The sequence below is a fragment of the Gracilinema caldarium genome, assembly GCF_029265695.1.
Classification (GTDB): domain Bacteria; phylum Spirochaetota; class Spirochaetia; order Treponematales; family Breznakiellaceae; genus Gracilinema; species Gracilinema caldarium_A.
Map to the genome: position 1 here is coordinate 1 of NZ_JAJUHW010000014.1, position 23,905 is coordinate 23,905.

21 protein-coding genes are annotated in these 23,905 nt (G+C 50.1%); 15 read left to right on the forward strand and 6 right to left on the reverse strand.

The window, feature by feature from the left end; translation table 11 throughout:
* Positions 1–307: 307 nt before the first annotated feature.
* From Q7P68_RS06370 to Q7P68_RS06385, 4 genes are all read left to right on the forward strand, one after another.
* Positions 308–607: a hypothetical protein gene (locus Q7P68_RS06370; protein WP_304224211.1), complete on the forward strand. Its 300-nt coding sequence runs from the start codon at positions 308–310 to the stop codon at positions 605–607.
* Positions 608–612: 5 nt separating this feature from the next.
* Positions 613–786, forward strand: coding sequence for a hypothetical protein (locus tag Q7P68_RS06375; RefSeq protein WP_304224213.1), 174 nt, complete (start codon positions 613–615; stop codon positions 784–786).
* Between the two features lie 70 nt (positions 787–856).
* Positions 857–2,230, forward strand: coding sequence for an HD domain-containing phosphohydrolase (locus tag Q7P68_RS06380; RefSeq protein ID WP_304224215.1), 1,374 nt, complete (start codon positions 857–859; stop codon positions 2,228–2,230).
* Between the two features lie 73 nt (positions 2,231–2,303).
* Positions 2,304–4,997, forward strand: a complete 2,694-nt coding sequence (locus Q7P68_RS06385) for a PEP/pyruvate-binding domain-containing protein (RefSeq protein WP_304224218.1) — start codon at positions 2,304–2,306, stop codon at positions 4,995–4,997.
* Here the strand turns inward: Q7P68_RS06385 and gdhA are convergent.
* Positions 4,957–6,297, reverse strand: a complete 1,341-nt coding sequence (gdhA, locus tag Q7P68_RS06390; RefSeq protein ID WP_304224220.1) for an NADP-specific glutamate dehydrogenase — start codon at positions 6,295–6,297, stop codon at positions 4,957–4,959. The two genes, Q7P68_RS06385 and gdhA, sit on opposite strands and share 41 nt — an antisense overlap.
* Before the next feature lie 178 nt (positions 6,298–6,475).
* On the opposite strand from gdhA, the gene Q7P68_RS06395 reads away from it, so the two are divergent.
* Positions 6,476–7,480 carry a DUF128 domain-containing protein gene (locus tag Q7P68_RS06395; protein WP_304224223.1) on the forward strand — a complete coding sequence of 335 codons (1,005 nt, stop codon included), beginning with the start codon at positions 6,476–6,478 and terminating at the stop codon, positions 7,478–7,480.
* Between the two features lie 2 nt (positions 7,481–7,482).
* On the opposite strand, the gene Q7P68_RS06400 is transcribed toward Q7P68_RS06395, so the two are convergent.
* The 3 genes from Q7P68_RS06400 to Q7P68_RS06410 all read right to left on the reverse strand — a co-directional run bounded on the left by Q7P68_RS06400 (position 7,483) and on the right by Q7P68_RS06410 (position 9,196).
* On the reverse strand, positions 7,483–8,358 hold the full coding sequence (locus Q7P68_RS06400) for a WD40/YVTN/BNR-like repeat-containing protein (RefSeq protein ID WP_304224226.1): 876 nt from the start codon (positions 8,356–8,358) through the stop codon (positions 7,483–7,485).
* A gap of 370 nt (positions 8,359–8,728) precedes the next feature.
* On the reverse strand, positions 8,729–8,971 hold the full coding sequence (locus Q7P68_RS06405; RefSeq protein ID WP_304224229.1) for a hypothetical protein: 243 nt from the start codon (positions 8,969–8,971) through the stop codon (positions 8,729–8,731).
* An 81-nt stretch (positions 8,972–9,052) separates the two neighbouring features.
* A complete protein-coding gene (locus Q7P68_RS06410) occupies positions 9,053–9,196 on the reverse strand; it encodes a hypothetical protein (protein WP_304224232.1) in 144 nt (47 codons plus the stop codon).
* Between the two features lie 240 nt (positions 9,197–9,436).
* On the opposite strand from Q7P68_RS06410, the gene Q7P68_RS06415 reads away from it, so the two are divergent.
* Genes Q7P68_RS06415 through Q7P68_RS06430 form a run of 4 tightly spaced genes read left to right on the forward strand, consistent with a single transcriptional unit; the run spans position 9,437 to position 17,246 of the window.
* The gene (locus Q7P68_RS06415) at positions 9,437–9,970 is read left to right on the forward strand and encodes an NADH-quinone oxidoreductase subunit NuoE family protein (RefSeq protein ID WP_304224235.1); all 534 of its coding nucleotides are present in this window, start codon (positions 9,437–9,439) and stop codon (positions 9,968–9,970) included.
* Positions 9,967–13,203, forward strand: coding sequence for an FAD-dependent oxidoreductase (locus Q7P68_RS06420; RefSeq protein WP_304224237.1), 3,237 nt, complete (start codon positions 9,967–9,969; stop codon positions 13,201–13,203). The genes Q7P68_RS06415 and Q7P68_RS06420 overlap by 4 nt, the downstream gene beginning before the upstream one ends.
* Positions 13,204–13,220: 17 nt before the next feature.
* Positions 13,221–15,005 carry an NADH-dependent [FeFe] hydrogenase, group A6 gene (locus Q7P68_RS06425; protein WP_304224238.1) on the forward strand — a complete coding sequence of 595 codons (1,785 nt, stop codon included), beginning with the start codon at positions 13,221–13,223 and terminating at the stop codon, positions 15,003–15,005.
* 33 nt (positions 15,006–15,038) lie between these two features.
* Positions 15,039–17,246, forward strand: coding sequence for a methyl-accepting chemotaxis protein (locus Q7P68_RS06430; RefSeq protein WP_304224239.1), 2,208 nt, complete (start codon positions 15,039–15,041; stop codon positions 17,244–17,246).
* On the opposite strand, the gene Q7P68_RS06435 is transcribed toward Q7P68_RS06430, so the two are convergent.
* Positions 17,230–17,730 (reverse strand): 4Fe-4S binding protein, encoded by a 501-nt coding sequence (locus Q7P68_RS06435; protein WP_304224240.1) that lies wholly within the window; start codon positions 17,728–17,730, stop codon positions 17,230–17,232. The two genes, Q7P68_RS06430 and Q7P68_RS06435, sit on opposite strands and share 17 nt — an antisense overlap.
* Positions 17,727–18,056, reverse strand: coding sequence for a thioredoxin family protein (locus Q7P68_RS06440; protein WP_304224242.1), 330 nt, complete (start codon positions 18,054–18,056; stop codon positions 17,727–17,729). The genes Q7P68_RS06435 and Q7P68_RS06440 overlap by 4 nt, the downstream gene beginning before the upstream one ends.
* A 149-nt stretch (positions 18,057–18,205) precedes the next feature.
* Between Q7P68_RS06440 and Q7P68_RS06445 the strand changes: the two genes are divergently transcribed.
* From Q7P68_RS06445 to Q7P68_RS06470, 6 genes are all read left to right on the forward strand, one after another.
* Complete coding sequence (locus Q7P68_RS06445; RefSeq protein WP_304224244.1) at positions 18,206–18,787, forward strand: helix-turn-helix domain-containing protein; 582 nt, start codon at positions 18,206–18,208, stop codon at positions 18,785–18,787.
* Between the two features lie 5 nt (positions 18,788–18,792).
* On the forward strand, positions 18,793–20,103 hold the full coding sequence (locus tag Q7P68_RS06450; RefSeq protein WP_304224246.1) for a 3-isopropylmalate dehydratase large subunit: 1,311 nt from the start codon (positions 18,793–18,795) through the stop codon (positions 20,101–20,103).
* A gap of 10 nt (positions 20,104–20,113) precedes the next feature.
* Complete coding sequence (locus Q7P68_RS06455; protein ID WP_304224247.1) at positions 20,114–20,641, forward strand: 3-isopropylmalate dehydratase small subunit; 528 nt, start codon at positions 20,114–20,116, stop codon at positions 20,639–20,641.
* A gap of 15 nt (positions 20,642–20,656) precedes the next feature.
* A complete protein-coding gene (locus Q7P68_RS06460; RefSeq protein WP_304224248.1) occupies positions 20,657–21,826 on the forward strand; it encodes an MFS transporter in 1,170 nt (389 codons plus the stop codon).
* Between the two features lie 34 nt (positions 21,827–21,860).
* A complete protein-coding gene (locus Q7P68_RS06465; protein WP_304224249.1) occupies positions 21,861–22,652 on the forward strand; it encodes a DUF554 domain-containing protein in 792 nt (263 codons plus the stop codon).
* Between the two features lie 98 nt (positions 22,653–22,750).
* Positions 22,751–23,878: an ABC transporter ATP-binding protein gene (locus Q7P68_RS06470; protein ID WP_304224251.1), complete on the forward strand. Its 1,128-nt coding sequence runs from the start codon at positions 22,751–22,753 to the stop codon at positions 23,876–23,878.
* The last annotated feature ends 27 nt before the right edge of the window (positions 23,879–23,905 follow it).

The window sequence follows — 23,905 nt, forward strand, 5'->3', positions numbered from 1 at the left end:
CATTCCCTCCCGGAGTGCTTCCAATGCGACTTTCGCTTTAAACGCTTTGTCAAAACTTTGTCTCTTTTTCATGGTGTCTCCGCTTTAAGTGTAACGGATTCTACACCTTATTTATACTGTCTTTTGTGTTTTAATTTTGAGGCTCAGCATAGTATTAACAGAGACTTTAAATGGTGAAACCAATACTTCAATCTTAATTTGGGGTGGAGATCTGATTATGCAAAACTTTTTACCCTTTAGTGATAGGTGGGAAGAAATTGGTTTTCCGCCAAAAAAACCGGAAGCCTAGGAGTTTCCCTTTTCGAATGTGTTCTACTTTTGGGAAGACAGAATAGAAGACATCAAAGCGAGTTCGGTACTCAGAGAGAAAACTAAAACAGGGGAAGAAATCACCTATGACGAAAACCAATTACGAAAAACATTTTATGGTGTTCACGATTCAACACTCAACATGAATACCTACAAACGGGCTTGGGCAGAGGGAGTGCCCGGGTCCGGTATCGGAGAGACCTTAGATATTGAGTTTACGCTGCCTGCGGACCATATGATGGTTCTTATAGTGAAATCAAGTTTCCCGAGAAAACCCGCAAGGTACGCTTTACGATAAAAGATATGTACAAGGGAACCAAGTATGATGACACCTGCATCACCGCCATATACTTAAAGCAGCAAAGCGAGTTCACGACCCACCCATACTTTGAGATTGTCCCCCAGGACAGTAAAAAATACTATGAAGCCATAGAAATCGTAGAAAAACGATTAAGGGAAGCAGCGCTTATAAAATAACCTATAAGACCAGCCCATCAAGAAACTGCCCTTGTTTTTTTTAAATAAAATAGTAATACTCATTACTAGTATGCAGTTTGATATTCACAGTGTCCTCATTACCGGTACGGGCATGAGTCTCGTTTTTCTATGCCTTTCGGTGTTTACCTGGCTCAAAGGCCGCCGACGGATTGCTGGTTTGGAATACTGGTTTCAGGGTTATGGCTTTTTTCTGTTCGGTATGATGCTGATAATAATACGGAATCGTATTCCCGAATGGATTTCTATAGTTTTTGGCAATACTGCAATCTTTATAGGTCTTTCTTTTAAAATAATCGGTCTCTTAAAGTATCTAGAATGGTATTCACGCAAAATGCTTCTTTGTCTTATTGCCTATAACCTGATCCATATAGCGCTGCTTGTCTGGTCATTATCCTTGCCTGAGGGGCTTAAGTTCCGAATGATCAGTATTAGTCTCTATAATGTCAGTTTTAGTGTCTTAGGATCCTGGCTGCTTCTCTCCAAAGCATCGCGTAAATTGCGGAGCCATACCATTGTAGCAACAAGCTTTTATGCCCTTTATGGGGCTATCTATCTTGTGCGCACCATCCGATCTTTTTATTGGCATAATGGTAATAATTGGTTACAGTCAAAGGATCCGGTGGAAAGCATGATATTAACGATGGTTATTATCCTGTTAGGTGGTGTTGCAGTCGGTGAGATGCTTCTCGTTCACGGAAAATTGGAACTCCTTCTTATGGACACTGCGATCAGGCTTAACGAAACCAACCGATCTTTGGAAGAAGAAATCGTTCACCGGGCGTCGATAGAGCGGGAACTACAGTTTTCCAATAGAGAACTAGCATCGACCCAAAAAGAAATCATGCGGACCCTCGCGGAAGTGGTCGAATATCGTTCTAAGGAGACCGCTCTCCACGTGGCTCGGGTTTCAGCTTACAGCAAAATCATTGCGCAAAGTATTGGATGTAAGGAGGAATTTATTAATCGCCTTGCAGATGCAGCCCCTATGCATGATCTGGGTAAGGTCGCCATGAGCGATGAGCTTTTAAATAAAAAGGAGCCCCTGACTGCAGAAGAGCACAAGCTCATGCAGAGCCACACCCTTATTGGCTACAACCTCCTTAAAAATTCCGAACAGCCACTCCTTCAATTAGCTGCCATTATCGCACTGGAACACCATGAACATTGGGATGGTCAAGGCTATCCATTAGGAAAAAAAGGCGAAGATATCTCCCTCGCAGGTAGAATCGTCTGTCTCTGTGATGTGTTCGATGCTCTCTCGGTAGAACGGCCCTACAAAAAAGCGTGGGACATGGATAAAATCTTAGCATATCTTAAAACTCAGCGGGGGCACATGTTCGATCCCCGCTTAGTGGACGTGTTTTTTCTTCAGATTGATGAAATCTTTTCGGTAACTTATAGCATTTCTGAAGTTTTAAAATAGAAGCGGTATCCATGATATCGCTTTTATAAAACTTCCTTTCCCTCATTGTACTCCCATGGTACACTTCTACAGTATGGAAGAAACCATTTTTAGCCTATCCCATTCCACTGGGCTTCCCTACCTGGACCAGACTCTTCAGGGACTATTTCCTGGGGATAACTTGGTCTGGGAGATTGAATCAGTTTTAGACTACCACTTTTTTCTTGAACCCTTCGCAAAGCAAGCAAAAAAACTGGGAAAAACACTGGTATATTTTTATTTTTCTGGCGAAGATCCCCTCCTTCGTGAATCAGATGGCATACGGATTATAACCCTGCAGCCCTTCAAGGGCTTTGAGCACTTTGTATCTGATATTGTTGATATCATAGAAACCCATGCCGATAGGGCCTGGTATGTCTTTGACTGCCTCACCCCCCTTGCCAAAGTCTGGTACTCGGACCGAATGATGGCTAATTTATTCCTTATTGTATGTCCCTTGGTCCTCAAACTCAGAGCCCTTGCGTATTTTTCCCTTTATAAACACCAACATTCCAATCATGCAACAGATACTCTCTATGCAACCGCTCAAATTATTATCGAGGTGTGGAATTACAAGGGAACCAGATATCTCCAGCCCCATCGGGTAGATAACAGATTTTCTCCAACCCTCTATATGCTCCATCAATTAAGACCGGATGGTCATCTAGAACCAGTCACCAATAGTGCCCTCACCGCTGATGTAGTCACCCTGGCAAAACAGCCGCTCCTTAATTTTACCATCCAGCGCTTCGGTCCCTGGACCGCAAGCTACCACGAAGCAGAGGCAATTATCGAGGCCCTGAACCGGGGCGAACCAAAGGATGCGGAGGCTCAGGAGCTTTTTGAACGGCTGCTCCACATGGTCATTACCCGTCAAACCAGCTTTTTGCCCCTGGCCCGGAAATACTTTACCCTCCCGTTTCTGCTCGATGTATTAAAACGTCTCATCGGGTCGGGCCTTATAGGCGGAAAAGCCCGGGGCATTTTGCTGGCCCAGTTGATACTCAAGGGAAGTCATCCTCACTGGTCCGCTATACTGGAAAACCACGACTCCTTTTTTATTGGCTCCGATGTATTTTATACCTTTGTTATTCAAAATGACTGCTGGTGGCTCCGCAGAAAAAAAGGATCGATGGAAGAAATCCTTGCCAATGCGCGGATTGCCCGGGAACGGATTCTTAAGGGCAAGTTCCTTGAGTACATCGTACTCCAGTTCCGCGAAATGCTAGAGTATTTTGGCCAGGCGCCCATCATTGTGCGCTCCAGTTCCATCCAGGAAGACAGCTACGGCAATGCCTTCTCAGGCAAATACGAAAGTGTGTTTTGTGCAAATCAGGGTAGTCTTGATGAACGGCTTGCGGCATTCTTAGACGCGGTTAGGCAGGTGTATGCCAGTTCCTTAAGCGAAGATGCCCTTATGTACCGGCTGCATCATGGGCTCCTTCATGAGGATGAACAGATGGCTCTCATTGTCCAGCGGGTGTCGGGGGATGTCTGGGGCTCCTCTTTTTTCCCTCCCGCCGCTGGAGTAGGCTTTTCCTATAATCCCTTCGTGTGGGACCCGGCCATAGATCCCCATGCGGGGGTACTCCGGCTTGCCTTCGGTCTTGGCACCCGCGCGGTGGATCGTCTGGATGATGACTATGTCCGTATTGTGGCTCTGAACGCTCCCCTGGCCCGGCCGGAAAAGGACCCGGAAGAAGCAAAAAAGCATACCCAGCGGAGGGCAGACCTCATCAATCTCAAAGAAAACCGCTTCGAAACCGTACCGATTCGAGATGCCCTTTCACTACTTCCAGAAAAGCTCAGGCAGTATTTTTGCCACGAGGACCGGGAAGCGGCCGAACGGGCTCGGGATTTGGGCCTCCCTGCGAAAAGCGCCTGGCAGCCCGATTTTACAGCCCTTTTTGAAAAGACCGATTTCCCCCAGCGGATGCGGGAACTGCTGAGTGTCCTCGAAGCTGCATACGAACATCCGGTGGATGTGGAATTTACGGTGAACTGTATTCTTTCGGATGATGGAGACCTGGCAGATTACCGGATTAACCTGGTCCAATGCCGGCCTTTCCAGGTTAAGTTGATGGGCACCGGTTCTATTGGTATCCTCCCCCGTCAAATAGAGGAAAAGAACCTTTTTCTGAAAAGCGATGGTCCTATTGTGGGCCGCAGCATAGCCGCCCCGGTGGGGCGCCTCGTGTATGTTTCTAGTCAGGCCTACACGGCCTTAAGTACCCAGGATAAGTACGCCCTGGCCCGGCTTATTGGGCTAGTTGCCCGCCGGCCCGAGCCTTGTTCGTCCTGCGGTCCGGAAAGCAAGAAAGAAGGCATTGTTCTTTTAGTCGGCCCCGGCCGCTGGGGAACTAGCACCCCTTCCATGGGGGTGCCCGTCGCATTTAATGATATCAAGGATGTACAGGTGCTGGTGGAGCTAGCCCTCATGCATGAGGGCCTCGTCCCTGACGTGTCATTAGGCACCCATTTCTTTAATGACCTGGTGGAAATGGATATGCTCTATGTTGCGGTCTTTCCGGAACGGAAAAATTGTCTTTTTAACGAGGCCTTTATTACCCATGCTTCCCGTTTCCTCCGTATGGTTCCGCCGGAAAACGAGCTATGGGCCCGGGCTCTGACTGTTTTGGAATCTACCGAACAGGCCGAACTGCGGCTCTTTGCAGATGCCACAGCCCAGCATGCGGTATGCTATTTGGTTACACAATCCCCTGGGCCAGCATTGCCTCAGCAACTTTAAGGAAGCCCGCGATATTGGCGCCCGCCACCAGATTCCCCTTCTGTCCATATGCCTCGGAAGCGTCTCGGCACTGGAAATAGATGTTGTTCATAATGGTGTGGAGCTTTGCATCCACTTCCTCGAAAGACCAGGCCATACGCATAGAGTTCTGGGACATTTCGAGCGCGCTGGTTGCGACCCCGCCGGCATTAGCAGCCTTGGCGGGGCCAAAAGAAACCCCTGCGTCCAGGAATATTTTTACCGCTTCTGGAGTACTGGGCATGTTGGCTCCCTCTGCCACGGCGATGCAGCCGTTTTTGACCAGGGCAGCAGCGGCCTGGCCGTCCAGTTCGTTTTGGGTGGCGCAGGGGAGGGCGATGGCACAGGGCACGGTCCAAATACCTGCACAACCCTCGGTATAACGTGCTTTGGGTCGTATATCAAGGTATTCCTTGATGCGGCCCCGTTCTATTTCCTTGATGCGCTTAATAGCATTTAAATCCACACCGGCTTCATCAACAATGTACCCGTTAGAGTCAGACATGGCGACCACGGTCGCACCAAGACTCATGGCCTTTTCAGCCGCATAAATTGCCACATTTCCCGAACCGGAAATGACGACCCGTTTGCCCTTCCAGTCTGTGTTCCGCGCTTCGAGCATTTTGGTGGTAAAGTACACAAGTCCGTAGCCGGTGGCTTCTTTTCTTGCCAGGGAGCCGCCGTAGGGAATGCCCTTGCCCGTGAGGACCCCGGTAAAGCTGTTTGTGAGCTTCTTGTATTGTCCGTACATATAACCTATTTCACGGCCTCCCACTCCAATATCACCGGCGGGAACGTCCGTATCGGGACCGATGTGGCGGAACAGTTCTGACATAAAGGACTGGCAGAAGCGCATAACCTCCATATCGCTTTTACCCTTGGGATCAAAGTCGCTGCCTCCCTTTCCTCCACCGATAGGGGTAGTGGTTAGGGCGTTTTTAAAGATTTGTTCAAATCCTAAAAATTTGATGATGCCTAAATTGACCGATGGGTGGAACCGGATGCCACCCTTGTAAGGTCCGATTGCGCTATTAAACTGGACGCGGAAACCTCGATTTACCTGTACGTTCCCCTGATCATCTACCCAGGGGACCCGAAACATAATCTGCCGCTCCGGTTCCACGATTCGCTCTACGATTTTAAGTTTGGCCATTTCAGGCCTTTTTTGGATGACCGGTTCTATGGACTCAACCACCTCTTTAACAGCCTGGAGAAACTCCGGTTCCGCGGGGTTTCGGGTACTGACGGTCGCCATAATGGTATCGACAAAACTACTGCTCATGGTTATCTCCTGTATATGCCGTAAAATCGGCAAAGTATTGCCGTATAAATGGCAATAAAGTTTGTTAAGCCATGGTAAAGCCGATATTCCCTTGCCGTCAAGTGTTTTTTTCAGATTTACACATAACAGAGAGAATGATATTGTCTACATGCAGTTTCTCCGTTAGTATACATATCCTATGGAAGCCGAATCTCAGAAGGCAAAGGAACTGGCCATACTTGGCATTCTCGACGAAAATGAGCGGCCCTTAAGCGGCGCTGATCTCGAAGCCCTGCTCAGGGACAAGGGCTATGAGCTGAGCGAACGGACCATACGGCTGTATTTGCAGCGTTTTGACGCGGAGGGGCTCACTGAGTCATTAGGCAAGCAGGGACGAAAAATTACCGATAAGGGCCGCATGCGGCTCGACGAACAGCGCTTGATGCACCGGGTGGGTTATATGTCTGCCCGTATTGACCAAATGACCTATACCATGGACTTTGACCTCCCCAGGCGAAAGGGAACGGTGGTCATCAATCTGGCTATCATTAAAAAGGATGATTTTCTTGCCTACCTCCCCATGGTAGAGCAGGTATTTGAGAAAGGTTACGCTATGGGAACCCTGGTAAGCCTCGTGGGTCCCGGTGAACGCATTGGTGCCTATGTAATACCGGATGGCCACATTGGCTTTTGCACAGTCTGTTCGGTAACCTTGAACGGTGTGTTTTTAAAATACGGCATTCCCACAAGGTCTCTTTTTAGTGGTCTTTTGCAGCTGGAGCAGGGGCAGGCTGTGCGTTTTGTGGAGCTTATCAGTTATGACGGCACCAGTATCGATCCCTTGCAGCTTTTTATCCGAGGTAAAATGACCGATTATTTAGGGGCCATTAAAAACGGCAACGGCAGGATCGGAGCGGGCTTCCGGGAAATCCCCGGCGAAAGCTACCAGCTTGCAGCGGACCTGGCTCGGCAGCTCCAGGACATAGGTCTCGGGGCCTTTCTTAAAATCGGCCGCCCTTCCCGGGACCTCCTCAATGTCCCGGTCCATGAAGGCTGCTGCGGCCTCATTGTTATCGGCGGCCTCAATCCTGTGGCGGTCTTTGAAGAGTCGGGTATTCCTGTAAGCTACAACGCCCTTGCGGGCTATATGGAATTTAACCGGCTCTTCCATTATTCCCAAATGCGGGAACGCCTCGGGTCGTAACGTTACAACGCTGCCATCTGGGTTACCACGAAGGCGCCGTTCCCGAGCCAGGGGACCCAGGTGATGGAGGTGTACCCATCTCCTGCCGGTGTAGGCAGTACCGCCCCAGGAAAGAGCCAGGCATACTCGTTATAGGGCCAGAGCAGCGATCCATAGGAACTTAAAAGGGCAAAGCGGTCTTTGCCGAAACAGAAGCCTCTAAAGGTGGTATCAAGCTGGTTTGCGACCCCATAGAGGTCTTCCCAGGTGGAACCATCTGTGCTTGTGGCCACGTTGCCATACTGGTCCGCAATCATATAGAGGCCGTTGCCGTAGGTTACGGCGACTATATTATTAGATATAGAATCACTCGCTGTAATTGGCCCTTCCCAGTTGCTGCCGTTGGTGCTGGTATAGAGGGTCCAGTTTATAGTACCCGCAAAGAAACGGCCGTTTGCAAAACTAATACTTGAAAAATTAGGAGCCTCTACTGGTGTTGTATCGGTCCAGGTTGCCCCCGAGTCACTGCTACTGAGTACAAGCCCGATGCTCGCTTGCCCCCATAAACCGACAGCAACAAAAACGCCATTGCCATAAGCTATGTCTGTTAAACTATGAGTATAGGTATGACTGCCCTCGGTAAGAGGACTCACATCTTCCCAGCTATTACCAGGATTGTTACTTCTAATAATGGTTCCAGAGTTCCCTGCTGCAACAAAGTAGCTGTTACCGTAAGAAACGCCGTTAAATTCCACGTTGGTTCCTGGATTTGTTTCAGGATTTATCCAGTCTCGTCCATCGGTGCTAACAAAAATAGTATCATTATAACCGACGGTTACGAGTGTGGTGCTGCTAAATGCGAGATCATTAGCAAAAAGTGAGTCCGGCAGAATCACCACAGGAACAGTCGCATCAATACCAGCGGCTCAGGTCGGGCCAGCAGGCCCCGCTGGTCCGGCGGGCAAAGAACAGGATGCAATAGAAAGCGCCACAGCGATGACAAGTAGTCCCCATTTTTTCATATAATCCTCCCCTTTTTGATACTATCCAGAGAGGAAGCTGATGTGTTACAGGGGATGCACAGGCCGGTGCACGTATAAGGACAGATCAATACTTATAGAAATAACCTGCATTATATGCAGATTCGGATAATATCCGTTACATAAAGTATAGCACATGATCTTATAAAAGCAAAATAGATTATAAAAAAAGTAATCTATTAGTTAAAAAAAAGGGGATGTCCTTAACTTATAGGACATCCCTTTTATTTTACAGACCTACCTGGGTCTTTATGCCAAAAAGAACAACACCGCCGTTCGCCACATCAAAAGCGCTTCCTGCATTGGAAGTAGCAAGCCAGTCGAGGTAAATGGCCATTTTTGCAAATAAAGCCGATTTCTTTGCGAAAATGTCATAGTTAACACCGAGGCCAAAAGCAGGAGAATTACCCGGGATCGTGCCGGTATAGAGGGTAATGCCCAGTTTATCAAGAGGAATGACAGTAATATTCATAACGTTCACATTGGTGCCGGAAATGTTGCGGTATTTAAAGCCTCCAGTAAAGCTATCGTTAAATACATAATCAATTCCAAACTATGTTTCGCTGGATACGGTTTGGGTGTTTATGTTATATCCAGCGCCGGAACCGACGGTAAAGGTAAAATAGTCTGCTTTCTGCGCAAAGGCAGCAAATGCCAGACATCCGAAGAGGAAAACGCTGATTACCACTTTCTTCATATGAAAGCTCCTTATAGTGAGATTGATAAAAACTTTCGCACACCGGTGTAAGGGTGTCAATATATAGATAAAAAAAACTTGAAATATTTCCAAAGGGGTTTACAATAACAGTAATAACACAGAGTTCCAGCCCGGCGATGGCTGGAGAGGTCTGCAAAATCCATATCGCCCGCATCAATCTGTGCTTCAGTGCTGCTTCCTGCTGGTACATCGGCTGTATCGAATCTGTAGGAGGCTTGTATGAAAAAATCCCCCGCAATTCATCAATCTGAACCGGAACTTGCTCCTGTCCTTGTGGAGTCCACGATCAATACCTATCGGGGTAAGCCGGGAGCCCTGCTTTCAATCCTGGAAGAATTGCAGAATCTTCATCCCTACAGGTACCTCGAAGAGGCCACCTTGGCCCAGGTCGCTTCGGGGCTTCATATTCCTCAATCTCAGGTCTATTCGGTTGCTACCTTTTATTCCTATTTTAACCTTGTGCCCCAGGGTAAGCATACCATAGTGGTGTGCCGGGGAACCGCTTGTCATACCCGCGGCTCTTTGGCGCTGCTCCAGGAAGCCATGTACCGGCTTGGGCACGAAGCCTTCCGCGAAGCCGATGAGCCATCCTTTACCACTGCGGATAGATTGTTCACCGTAAAAACAGTTGCCTGTTTTGGCCAGTGTGCCCTGGCTCCGGTTATCGCAGTCGATGGCCGGATTTATTCACGGATGAATGTCCGGCTCCTTGCGGGGCTCCTGGAAAAAATCCGGAAGGAGACAAAGAAATGAAGAGCTTTCCCTTGGAAAAACAGGCCCATGGGGGCTTAGCCTTGGTAAAACCCTCTGGCCCGGCCATTTCGGTAGGGCTGGGAACCTGCGGTATCGGCAACGGAGCCTTGGACCTCTACGAAGCATTACAAAAAGCGTCTCAGGGAACTGGAGTGCTTATAAAACGGGCAGGCTGCTTTGGATTCTGCGCGGAGGAACCGCTGGCCATGCTCTATTATCCGGGTAAACCGGTCCTGCTCTATGCCCAAGCGACCGCAAAGGATGCAAAGAAACTCCTTACTGCCCTGGAAAGCCCTGAAGCGCTCACCCGTTTTGCAAGACGGGCTCGGGCTAAAATATCACGCTGGGACTTCAGAACCAGCGAGCTAAATTTTGGAGACGCCTTCCCTGAGGTACCGGAATGGAAGGATCTGTCCTTTTTTTCAGGCCAGGAAAAACTGGTACTCCGGGATGCGGGGCTTATCGATCCAGAAAATATTGATGAATACCTTGCCGTGGAAGGTTACCGGGCCTTGTATAAAGCGTTGACCAGCATGAACTCTGACGAGGTTATTGAAGCGGTAGTCCAGTCGGGTTTACGGGGCCGGGGCGGAGCTGGTTTCTCAACGGGCAACAAATGGCAGCTTCTTAAGGCGAATAAGGGAGACGAGAAATACCTTATCTGCAATGCCGACGAGGGCGACCCGGGTGCTTACATGAACCGGAATGAAATAGAAAGTGACCCCCATATGCTGCTGGAAGGGATGCTCATCGGGGCCTACGCGACCGGGGCCCGTCATGGCTTTGTCTACGTCCGGGCCGAATACCCTCTGGCGGTGGAGCGGCTGCAGAAAGCCATCAAGGATGCCCATTCTTACGGAATTCTGGGGCCCCATGTTCTGGGGACAGATTTTTCCTTTGACCTTGAACTGGTCTGCGGCGCCGGTGCCTTTGTCTGCGGCGAAGAAACAGCCCTTATTGCCAGCGCGGAGGGCAAGGCTGGCAGACCCCTGCCTCGGCCTCCCTTCCCAGCTCAGAAGGGCTACCAAGGGTATCCCACGGATATCAACAATGTAGAAACCTGGTGCAACATTCCGGTCATTGTGGCGAGGGGCGCTTCCTATTTCAGAACCATTGGTACGGAAAAAAGTCCGGGAACCAAGGTCTTTAGCCTCGTAGGAAAGGTCAAAAATACGGGTCTTGTGGAACTGCCCCTGGGGACGCCGCTTAATACGATCATTTACGGAATGGGAGAAGGTGCGGGCAGCAGAAAGCATATCCGGGCCGTCCAAACGGGCGGGCCCTCCGGTGGCTGTATTCCGGCGGATAAATTTCCCATCCCTGTGGATTATGAATCTCTCACCGCCCTGGGGGCCATTATGGGGTCAGGGGGCATGGTGGTCATGGACCAGGACAACTGTATGGTGGATGTGGCCCGGTATTTTACGGGCTTTACCGCCTCCGAATCCTGCGGTAAGTGTACCCCCTGCCGGGAAGGCACCGCCCAGATGCTCAGAATCCTTACTGATATTAGCTCCGGTAAGGGGAGCCTTAAGGATCTGGAGGAACTTGAAGAGCTTGCCCACACCCTTAAAGATGCGTCTCTTTGTGCCTTAGGCCAAACCGCAGCGAATCCAGTGCTGACAACCCTCCACTATTTCCGGCAAGAGTATGAAAAACATATAGTAGAAAAACGCTGTACCGCCGGGGTCTGCGAAAGCCTTTATGAAGCCCTCTGCGAAAATTCCTGTCCCCTTCATATGAATATTCCGGGCTACCTGGCCCTGCTTTCCGAAGGCCGCATCGAAGATGCCTACGAACTCACACTCCGGGATAATCCGCTTCCCGCTTCCATGGGCCGTATTTGCCACTTCCATTGTCAGATGCGCTGCCGCCGTGAGACCTTGGACGAGAGCGTCGCCCAGGGAGAAATCCACCGGTATTTGGCGGACACCATGTACAAATTGGGAAAGGATAAGGAAATCTGGCAAAAACTGGTTCGGGAAAAGAAGCCCGATACGGGTAAAGAAATCGCCATCGTCGGTGCTGGGCCTGCGGGACTTGCGGCGGCTTTTTACCTTATCCGGCTGGGCCATCGGGTCATGGTTTACGAGTCCCATCCTAAGGCTGGGGGCATACTTCGTTACGGCATCCCCGCCTACCGGCTCCCCAAGGACATCTTAGACCGTGAATTAGAGTTGTGGAAAAAATTGGGGGTCCGTTTTACCTTTAATTGGAAACTCGGTCGGGATGGCCAGATTGATGAACTTAAATCCCGCTACGACACGGTCATTGTGGCTATCGGAGCCCAGGGCGACCGGCCCCTGGGCATTCCCGGAGAGGACTTGGCGGGGGTGCATCCTGGGTATGCATGGCTCGAGGCCTTCGCCCTTGGCACGTCGCCGAGCCTATCTCGAAGCGATACGCGGGGCGATACACGATTCCAGGCCCGGAGCGCGTCATCGGCTTCTGCTCCGGGCCAAGCCAAAAAGATAGGAAATCGTTGTCTCGTTATAGGCGGTGGCAATGTGGCTATCGACACTGCCAGGACCCTTTTCCGGCTTGGCAAAGAAGTTACCGTAGTATACCGGCGCAGCAGGACCGAGATGCCTGCCAATGCGGTAGAACTGGCTGGTGCGGAAGAAGAGGGTATCCGTTTTGAATATATGCTCCAGCCGGAGGAAATTACCGGATCGGCGGGCCATGTTCAGGCGGTGCGGTTCCGGGTGATGAAGCCCGGTGGTATCGACGAATCGGGCCGGCCAAAACCGGTTCCGACGGACCGGACTGTGGACATTCCCTGCGATGATGTGTTCATCGCGGTTGGCGAGCGGGTGCTTTCCGAATCGATTGTTCCACAGGGATTCCCGATAGAACGGGACGGCCGTATTCGGGTGAACCATATCACGGGGAACGTACAAGGAAACGTCTATGCCATCGGAGACGCAGTTACCGGACCCGCAACCGCAGCGGAGGCCATGGGGCTCGGCAAGTCCGTTGCCCGATCTATCGACCAGGCCCTGATGAACCGGGATGTTTTCTCCGAATTGTACAAACAGTACTCGTATCCTATGACGGTGCCAGCGGAAGTCGAGCCGAGCCCCATGGGCCGGCCCAAATTGGTGCCCCCCGAAGACCGAAAGGGTAATTTCCAGGAAATATCATTCGGTTTTAACGGGGAAGATGCTCTGCGGGAAGCACGGCGCTGTCTGCGCTGCGATGTCCGTTCAAATGCCATGAGTCCCTGGCGGTAGGTTCTCGGAGGTAACATATGGATAGCATGACAGAATCTCAAGTTCAGATCACCATAGATGGAAGATCCCGTTCGGTTCCCCCAGGGACGAGCATCCTGCAGGCCGCGAAAATTGGGGGTATACAAATCCCCACCCTTTGCCACTTGGAAGGAGTCTGTGCAAGTGCCTCCTGCGGGGTCTGTGTGGTGGAGGTAGAGGGTGCAAAAAGCCTCCTCCGTTCCTGTGTGCAGGCAGTAACCCCTGGTATGAATATAAAAACCCACAGCCAGCGGGTCATGTCGGCCCGGAAAACCGCGGTAGAATTACTCCTTGCCAATCACCCGGAAGATTGCCAAACCTGTCTCAGGAACGGTTCCTGCGAATTGCAGGATATGGCACAGCTGCTCGGTATCCGCTCCCGCCGCTTCCCACGCACAAGACCGGCTTTCCCCCCAGATTTCCAAGGCTGGGGCGTACAGCGGGACAATGATAAATGTATACTCTGCGGCCGCTGCGTATCCGTATGCCGGGAACTGCAGACCGTCTCCGCCATAGACTTTGTCGGGCGGGGCATTAAAACCCATGTGGGGACCTTTATGAACAGGGCCCTTTCGGAATCGGTCTGTGTCTCCTGCGGCCAGTGTACCCTGGTGTGTCCCACCGGGGCTCTCACTGAACGGGACCAAACCGAAGAGGTGTTTGCACTGCTTCATAACCCGGATAAGGTGGTGGTGGTCCAAACCGCCCCGGCAATCAGAGCCTCCCTGGGAGAAGCCCTGGGTATGGAAAGCGGGGCCCTTGTGACAGGCCAGATGGTCGCCACCCTGCACCGCCTTGGTTTTTCCTATGTGTTCGATACCCAATTTACCGCAGACCTTACCATTATGGAAGAAGGCTCTGAACTCATCCAGCGCCTGTCCGCTGCCCAGCGGGGCGAGAAACCGCTTCTCCCCATGATTACCTCCTGTTCTCCCGGCTGGATTAACTTTATTGAAACTTTCTATCCAAGACTTACAGGTCATCTTTCTACCTGCAAGTCGCCCCAGCAGATGTTCGGGGCGATAGCAAAGACATACTGGGCGAAAAAGATGGGCCTAGACCCATCCCAAATTGCGGTGGTTTCCATTATGCCCTGTACAGCTAAAAAATTCGAAGCCAAACGGAACGAAATGCGTTCAGCCTGGCAATGGTGGGAGGAACAGGGGAGGACCTATGAACCTTTCTATGATGTGGATGCGGCTTTGACGACCCGGGAATTAGCCCGGATGGTTCGCCGTATAGGCCTTGATTTTACCAAATTACCCCAGGAACTATTCGATGATCCCCTGGGCCGGAGTACCGGTGCGGCTACTATTTTTGCCAATACCGGGGGTGTTATGGAAGCGGCGGTCCGCACCGCCTATGAACTGGTGACCGGAAAGGCCTTGCAAAACCTCGAATTGGAAGCCCTCCGGGGTAACCAGAATATCAGGACCGCAACACTCGACCTCGATGGCACGAAGCTCACCGTAGCGGTGGCTCATACCCTTAAAAATGCCCGTATTATTCTTGATGAAATTGCTGCGGGAACGAGCCCCTACGCCTTTGTGGAAATCATGACCTGTCCCGGAGGCTGTGTCGGCGGAGGAGGCCAACCCTTAGGGCAGAACCAGGAGAAAATTACCCATCGGCAGGCTTCTATTTATATGAAAGACAGGCAGTTTCCGGTTCGCAAGTCCCATGAAAATCCTGAAGTACAGGCCCTGTATCGGGAATTTCTGGAAAAGCCTCTGGGGCACCTATCCCATGAACTGCTTCATACTACATATCGAAAAATAGGTTGACAACGCACAAAAGCTGTATAACAGTTATGTGATATGCGAAAATTTCAAATACATTCAATCCGGGACCGTTTCATCTTATGGACGGTTCCGGTCCTTTTGTTGTCCCTTGGCACTGTCGTTTTGGTGCTTTCATGGTTTGCAAATAGAACATTGCAGGAAGGAACGGCCCGTAATGTGTATCTGGCGGGAAAAAGCATGGCCGATACAATTCAAGAAAGTCTAGAGGAAAAGGCTCGGATTGTAAAAACCATGGCAGCCACTCTGGATACTCTCCGATCTGAGGGTGTCCGGGACAGAACTCTTATAGGTCCCCTGTTTGCTGCGATACACACACGACATCCTGATCTTTTTACCGTTTGGACAGTTTTTGACAGAAATCAATGGGATGGGAAGGATGCTCAATTTGCAGATAAGGACGGCTGGGATGCACAGGGATCCTTTGGCCTATATACAAGCCGAACCAACGATAGCATTAAAATTATAAAAGACGCTGATTATTTTGAAGCTGCTTATTTTGCGGAGCCTAAAAAAGCAGGCACATTACTCCTTATGGAGCCCTATCAGGATGAAGTAGACGGCACTGCGGTTATCAATACAAGCATTGCAATACCACTATACGACCAACACAAAACCTTTCTTGGGGTCTGCGGGGTTGATACATCCCTTAAAATGATTATCGATTATGTCCAAACCTTTACGTACGGTCAATCTGGTTATGCATTGCTTGTTTCTAGATCGGGAACTATATTGTCCGACCGGAACCAAGAGCATATTGGCAAAAAATACAGCGATGTTTTTGATGCAGGTTTAAGTTCTGCCATCAATGAACATCTCATGAATGCAATACCAAGCGCAGAAACCAAAATCTTAAACAGCTGGTACTCCTTCGGAACACAGCAGTATTATGTCCTCTTTTTCCCAATAATATTGAAAGAAGGAACTGGCAGCTGGCTCTGTTCCGTTCTGGTCCCAAAAAATGAACTCTTAGCTTCCCTGAATCTGTTCCGTACCATCAGTATCGTGGGGGCGGTGGTGATCTTTATTTTTACAATTTTGGTCATTTTTATTATTACCACTGAGACCATAAAGCCGCTCAAGCTGTTCGAATCCCTCTTGGACCCGGTTGGTAAAGGAGATTTTACCGTTCATTTTGACGGCCTCGGTAACGACGAAATCGGGGATTTGGGAAAAACAATCGATGAATTATTGGAAAAATTGTCGGTCCTTATCTCCCGCATCAAGGGAACTGCGGCTGCGCTGGCATCCCTCGAAGACATATCAAATCAGCAGACAGAACAAACGGGGATGGATGTCGATCAAATTGCACAGGCTATTAACAGCATGCAGCAAGCCCTGTACGATCAGGTTTCTATGGTAAAACAGGTGACTGGTTTTATGCAGGAAAATTTGGAAACCATACTGAATCTGGACAACAACATTGAAAACCAGGCTCGCAGGCTCCAGGAATCTTCTGCAGCGGTGGAAGAAATGACCGCCAATGTAAATTCAATTGCATCAAACATGGATATGGTTTCCAATTCGGTTCTTTCCCTAAAAGAGGTCTCAGACAAAGGCCGGGACCGGCTTTCTGCAGTATCAAGTTTAGCACTGGATGTTTCCGGAAAGTCCGAAAATCTTTTGGAGGTTAACACCACCATTGCGGGTATCGCTGCCCGGACTAACCTGCTGGCCATGAATGCAGCAATCGAGGCTGCCCATGCAGGTGAGGCTGGTAAAGGCTTTGCCGTTGTGGCCGACGAAATTCGCAACCTGGCCGAATCCTCGGCGGTAAAATCCAAGGAATCAGGCCGGGCCTTAAAATCGGTACGGGCTGCCATAGATTCCATGGTGTCTGGCATGGTTGCGGTGGAGACTTCGTTTAATGAAATTTTGGAAAAGGTGAACCAGGTTGATGCGCTTTCTTCCCAGGTAAAAACTTCTCTGGAAGAACAAAAACAGGGTTCTGAACAGGTGCTTGAAACCCTGGCTCAGCTCCACAAAATAACTGCGGAGGTTCGCAGCCAATCCGCTGCTCTACGGCAGCAAAATGCATCGGTGCTGGAACAGGCACAGCTTCTGTCCCAGCGGTCGGAAAACCTGAAAGAAAAAATGGACGATATCGACAGTTATGGCAAGGATATTCGTACATCGATGCAAAAAATGGTGCAACTAGAAAAGGCAAACCGGGAAGAATTAGCGGTACTCATTCGGGAAACCGCGACCTTTAAGATTCGGCTTTGACCTCCTCCTTTCCTGATTTCACTGCGATAGTGTCCTGCAAGGTTCCCATGGGACAAACAGCGCACCATGCACGGGGTTTATAAAAAAGCCCCAACGTATAGCTGATGCCTAGGGAGATAACATAGATAGCCCAGAAAATGCGGCCTACCTCTGACCAAGCTCGACCGAAACGCACCAGGAGGTTTACCATGCAAAAGAGCATAAAACCGCACAGAGCCCGTCTGATTTCAGGGGCGTATAAGAATTGAGGCAGTTTGCGTTTCCGGGATATGGGTGTCAGAACGACGCTCAGGGATGCCCCGTTTGGACAAATGTGGCCGCAGAAATAGCGGGTGCTCCGGAAATTAAGAGCCACCGCAAGGACTATCAACCCAATTACTAAAAGCCCAACTAGGGGATAAAAGTAGCCGCCAACTCCCACCAGCAGAACAAAGAGGACCGAAAGGTATTTCTTTTTGCCCTTATAAAGATTGATCTGTTTCATTCGAATATCATTCCATAATAACGGTCAATTTTGTTGGCCAGTTCCATAATACCGAAATTGCGAGCTTCCCGTATTAGTTCTTTACCCTGAAAATATCCGAGTATAGCGGGAACCGAATAGACCGAAAGTTGACCCCGGAACTCAGGCAAAGCTTCGGTATCGACATAGAAAAGCTTCATTTTAGGGAACTGTTTATTCATCAAATTAATGATCTTAGGTTTAATGCTGGCGCATACTCCGCAGGTGGGGGTAGAGCAATATAAAAGCACCGCCGGTTCTTGTAAAACAAGCTGTTGAAATTCGTTAAAGCTGGAAAGAGTATACATGTTTTACAATATATAGAAATATATATTTTGTGTAAAGATATTTTTTATGCGATATGAGTGCCTGAGATATCTTATTTTTCTCTGGTTGACAAACCATTGCGACTTTAACTATACTTAATACGCTACATTTATATTAAAGGAGGGCAAATATGCACTACCGCTTTGGAGAAAAAATTCGTGCGGTCAGAGAACGGCGTTCCCTTACCCTGAAGGAAGTGGCAGACCGGGCCGGGGTAAGCGAAAGCCTGGTCTCCCAGATAGAACGGAACAGGGTTTCGCCGGCTATCGATACACTGCTCTCGCTGGCAGAGGCGCTGGATATCGATTTGGAGTACCTCTTCTCCGATTTCAGGCGCGAACGGACTGTGCAGGTAATCCATGCCGATGAACGGGCAACCTTTACCCGGCCCGGCGGTGTCCTGTACGAACGGCTTGCCCAGCTCGATGCAGCTTCCCAGGGACAGGACGGTATAGAAGCCTATTATATCACAATCGAGAAAAACGGAAAGACCGGCGCCCGTGAATATGGACACGCGGGCTGGGAGCTGGGCGTTGTGGTAGAAGGAACTGCAGAATTGACTGTGGGTACCAAAACGTACCGGCTGAACCCCGGCGACTCGGCTAGTTTTCGCTCCGATGCGCCCCATGTGCTGGCTAACGCGGGCGAGGGGCAGCTTAAGGTGTTTTGGATAATTACTCCCCCCAAGGGAGAAATAGGATCAGGAGTATAGCGAGTATGGAGAAAAAAGCGGCTGGTAAATCCCTGGCGGAAAAGATTTTCGAAACCCATCTGGTAGACAAGCCTTTTGGAGAAGCCTGGGTACTCAGGCTCGATGCGGTATTTTGCCATGAGATAACAACTCCGGTGGCAATAAATGACCTGGTGTCCAAAGGTATGGATCGGGTCTTTGATCCGGCTAAAATTAAGGCCGTCATCGACCATGTGACTCCCGCTAAGGACTCTAAAACAGCCCTCCAGGGCAAAATCCTCCGGGATTGGGCCCGGCGGCATGGGATAAAGGACTTTTTTGATATCGGCCGCAATGGGGTGTGCCATGCCCTTTTCCCCGAAAAGGGTTTTGTCCGGCCCGGCTATACGGTTATTATGGGAGACAGCCACACCTGCACTCACGGAGCCTTCGGTGCCTTTGCCGCAGGAGTGGGCACCACGGATCTTGAAGTGGGCATTCTTAAGGGTGTGTGCGCCTTTAAGCCCCCCCGGACCATGCGTATAAACCTAGAGGGCTCCTTAAAGCCCGGTGTGACTGCTAAGGACGTTATTCTTGCCCTCATTGCTCAAATCGGCGTGTCCGGGGCCACCGACAAGGTCATGGAATTCCGGGGCCCTGTGGTGGACTCCCTTTCCATGGAAGGCCGCATGACCCTCTGTAACATGGCGATAGAAGCGGGCGGCACGAGCGGTGTCTGTATGCCCGATATGACCACCGTAAACTACCTCTGGCCCTTTGTTGGCCCCGACGGAGAAGGCCAGTTTAAAACTAAAGAAGAAGCCCTCGCGGCCTATAAAGTATGGTGGAGCGACGAAGACGCTTCCTATGATTCTGTTGTGAACCTCGATTGTTCTGCACTTGAGCCGGTAGCGACCGTTGGCTACAAGCCTGACCAGGTCCGTGCTATCTCCGAGCTGGAGGGTACCAAGGTAGACCAGGTATACATTGGTTCCTGTACCAACGGACGTATTGAAGACCTGCGGGAAGCCGCTGCGGTACTCAAGGGCAGGCGTATTGCCGATTCGGTGCGGGGTATCCTTTCTCCCGCCACGCCGGATGTCTATGCCCAGGCGCTCAAGGAGGGGCTCATCCAAATATTTATGGATGCGGGCTTCTGCATCACTAACCCGACCTGCGGTGCCTGTCTTGGTATGTCCAATGGAGTTCTTGCAGAAGGGGAAGTTTGTGCTTCCACAACAAACCGCAATTTTTATGGGCGAATGGGGAAGGGTGGCATGGTTCACCTGATGAGCCCCGCCAGCGCTGCCGCTACGGCGGTTGCAGGCTATATAACCAGCGCAGATAAGCTTAAATAAGGAGCCACCGGTGAAACAATTTGGCGGAAAACTGCTCTTTTTGGATCGCAGTGACATCAATACGGACGAAATCATACCCGCAAAGTACCTGACCGAAATTTCCAAGGAAGCACTTAAACCCTTTTGCCTCGAGGACTTAAAGCTCCCCGACTTTGATTCCCGCCGGGACTTGGCGGGTAAAAGCGCTATTCTTACCAGGGGTAACTTTGGCTGCGGCAGCTCCCGGGAGCATGCGCCCTGGGCTCTGGAGGTCAATGGTATTAACATTGTAGTAGCCGAAAGTTTTGCCCGTATTTTCAGGCAGAATATGTATAACTGCGGCATGCTGGCCATCGAGCTCCCCGCAGCCCAGATTGATGAACTTTTCTTGGCTTTTAAGGGTCTTGATACGGACCTGGCGGTGGACTTAAATGCGGGAACATTAAAGTTTACTGCTCCCGGGAAAGCTGCCTATACCGCTCAGTTTAAGCTCACCGAATTTGAGTCTGCACTGGTAAAATCAGGCGGCTGGGTCCAGTTTGCTGCAGAACGTTATTAGTGATATTATGATGCCATGAATCTTGGCATCATTTATTTTTTCTCCTTTACCGTATACGGCGTGGCAACGCCCTACCTTTCAGTGCTGGTCCGAAACCTTGGTTTTGGGCCTGCAGCGGTGGGGCTTCTTTTGGGTCTTTTTGAAATTGCAGGTATCACCGGTCCTTTTATCATCGGCCGTTATTCCGACACCTTAGGCCGCTATCGGCCCGGCTTGCTGTTTTCCCTGGTTCTCATTCCCCTTGCGCTGATCCCTCTTCTGCTCTGGCGCAACATTGTTATTACTGCCGCTGCCCTAATCGTGCTTGCGGTCGGTGTCCGTTCCATTATCCCCTTGCTGGATGCGGCAACTACGCTTCTTTTAAAAAATAAAGAAGATTATGGAAAAATTCGTGCCGTCGGCTCTTTGAGCTTTGTATTTATGGCCCTTGTCCTTCAGTACACCCCTATCCTGCAGCCTACAAGCTCTCTGGCTATTGGTGTCTGGCTTGGGATTACCGCAATCCTCACCATACTGACCCTGCCGCTGCTTTCGGAACATGATACTCCTGCACAAGGCCCATCACAATCTGCCTCGAAATATGTTTCGAATGGCAGCCCCGCTCATAGTCCCGCTGCCTGGTCCTCGCTTTTCATTATCGGTCTTGTCATTATTGGATTAGGCAGGCTTTCTATGGCGCCGATTGCCTCATTTTTTTCACTCTATGTTTCCGAAGAGCTTCATTGGAATGCGGTGGGTCTGATGTGGGCTCTTTCGGCGGTTTCCGAAATACCATTTATGTTCATTTCAGGAAGGCTCATTAAAAGATATGGTTCCGCGCCGCTCTTAGCCCTTTCTATGGTGGCGGTTATAGCTCGGCTTGGTCTATATGCTCTTTTCCCGACCAAAGCTGGAGCAATCATGGGACAGCTGCTTCATTCGCTCTGTTACGGGCTTTTCCATCCCGCAGCAGTGGCCTTTGTAAGTACCCATGTGCCTCCCCAAAAACGAGCTGTGGGTCTTACCATGTATATCTCCCTTGGAGTAGGCCTTCCAACCTTTATCGGGAGCGCCTTAGGTGGATACATTGTAGAAGCCCTAGGATACCAGGTGCTCTTTGGGTCCTACACTATTTTCAGTGTCATAGGGATCGTAATATACGGTTTTTTTGCTGCAGCCCTTTCGGAAAAGCGGCAGAGCAATTGACAAGTTATTGTGTGAGGCATAGGCTCCATGCATTATGATAGCCACAATTATAAATGCCCTTGCAGTCGTATTTGGATCCCTTCTGGGCCTCCTTTTAGGGGGAAAGATTTCCGATAAATACCGCACCATTGTATTTGACGGAGCGGGTATTACTACGGTCATTATTGGGGTCTCCATGGCCCTGGCGAGTCAGCGGATTATCTATCTAGCTTTGGCTCTTATCATCGGCGGTCTTATCGGTTCGGTGATCGATATTGATGGGGCCATACTGCGCTTTGGCGCTTTTCTTGAGTCGGTAACGCTGAAAAAAAAGAAAAATGCTGCAGAAGACGCAAAGCCCTCTGCCATAGAAACCGCAGAATCCGCCAGATCCCCTGGGGATCACCGTTCCGGCTGGGATTTCGGTCATGGATTTCTGAATGCTTCGGTGCTTTTTTGTGTAGGAGCCATGGCTCTTCTGGGTTCATTTAAAGCCGGCACCGATGGGGATTACACGCTCATCCTCACCAAGTCCATTCTGGACGGCTTTATGGCTATCCTTATGACCGCCGCCATGGGCCCCGGGGTTGCCTTTTCGGCCCTGCCCATCTTTGTCTATCAGGGACTGTTAACATTGGCGGCCCAATGGGTAAAACCCATGGTGAGTCCCCTCATGCTCTCCGAGCTGACCGGCGCTGGCGGCGCCATGGTGCTCATGATCGGCCTTAATCTGCTCTCTGTAAAATCAATCAAAACCGCTAATTTTCTTCCTGCCCTGGTGCTAATCGTGTTTTTAGCCCTTTTAGATCCTGCGCTGCTTGCCTTAGCCAAGAACTGGGGGTTTTAAAAGGGGGATGAATCAAAATGGTAAACTTTAATTATTGACAATTCCAAAAAGTGGTCATAAACTGGAAATCGATAAAATAACCCTATAAGGGAGGCCTTATGGCAAAGGTAGAACTCAAAGGTATTAGCAAGGTGTATGAAGGCAATGTCCGTGCAGTGGACAATGCGAACATCACCGTAAACGACAAGGAATTTGTCGTTTTCGTCGGCCCTTCTGGCTGTGGTAAGTCAACCACCCTCCGTATGATCGCCGGTCTTGAGGACATTAGCGAAGGTGAACTCTATATCGACGGCGAACTGATGAATGATGTTCCCCCGAAGGACCGGAACATCGCCATGGTATTCCAGAACTACGCTCTGTATCCCCACATGACCGTATATGACAACATGGCATTCGGTCTCCGGATTAAAAAGGTAGATAAGGCAGAAATTGACCGGCGTGTTCATGAAGCAGCCCGTATCCTGGATATTGAAAAGTTCCTGGATCGCAAGCCCAAGGCCCTCTCCGGTGGTCAGCGCCAGCGTGTTGCCGTAGGCCGCGCTATTGTACGGAACCCCAAGGTCTTCCTTTTCGACGAGCCCCTTTCCAACCTGGACGCAAAGCTCCGGGTACAGATGCGCGCTGAACTTTCGGATCTGCACCTCCGGCTCAATGCTACCATGATTTATGTTACCCATGACCAGGTAGAAGCTATGACCATGGCGAGCAAAATCGTGGTTATGAAGGACGGCAAGGTTCAGCAGATTGGTTCACCCCTCTTCCTGTATAACCATCCGATCAACAAGTTTGTCGCGGGCTTTATCGGTTCTCCGCCCATGAACTTCCTCACCGTCAAGGTGGTAGAGAAGAATGGTTCTGTAGTGCTCGACGAAGGTTCCTTCGAGGTTAAACCCGTAGAAGAACACGTAAAATATCTTAAGAAATATGTGGGCAAGGAAATCTACTTTGGTATCCGGCCGGAAGACCTGACCTTTGTAGAATCCCCTGCTGCAAGCAACAATATTTCCGTTAAGGTAACCGTGGTTGAACCCCTGGGCGCTGACATCAACCTGTGGATGTCTACCAAGACCCAGCCCATGATTGCCCGTACCGAACCCCACCATGTGTTCCATGTGGGCGATACGGTCAACTTTGTGCCCCATATGGAAAAAGCCCGGTACTTTGACAAGGATACGGAACTTTCGATCCTTGCTGAACTGGACAACGCAATCCAGGGAAATAACTAAAACGGCATAAGCCTCACATTTCTTAAC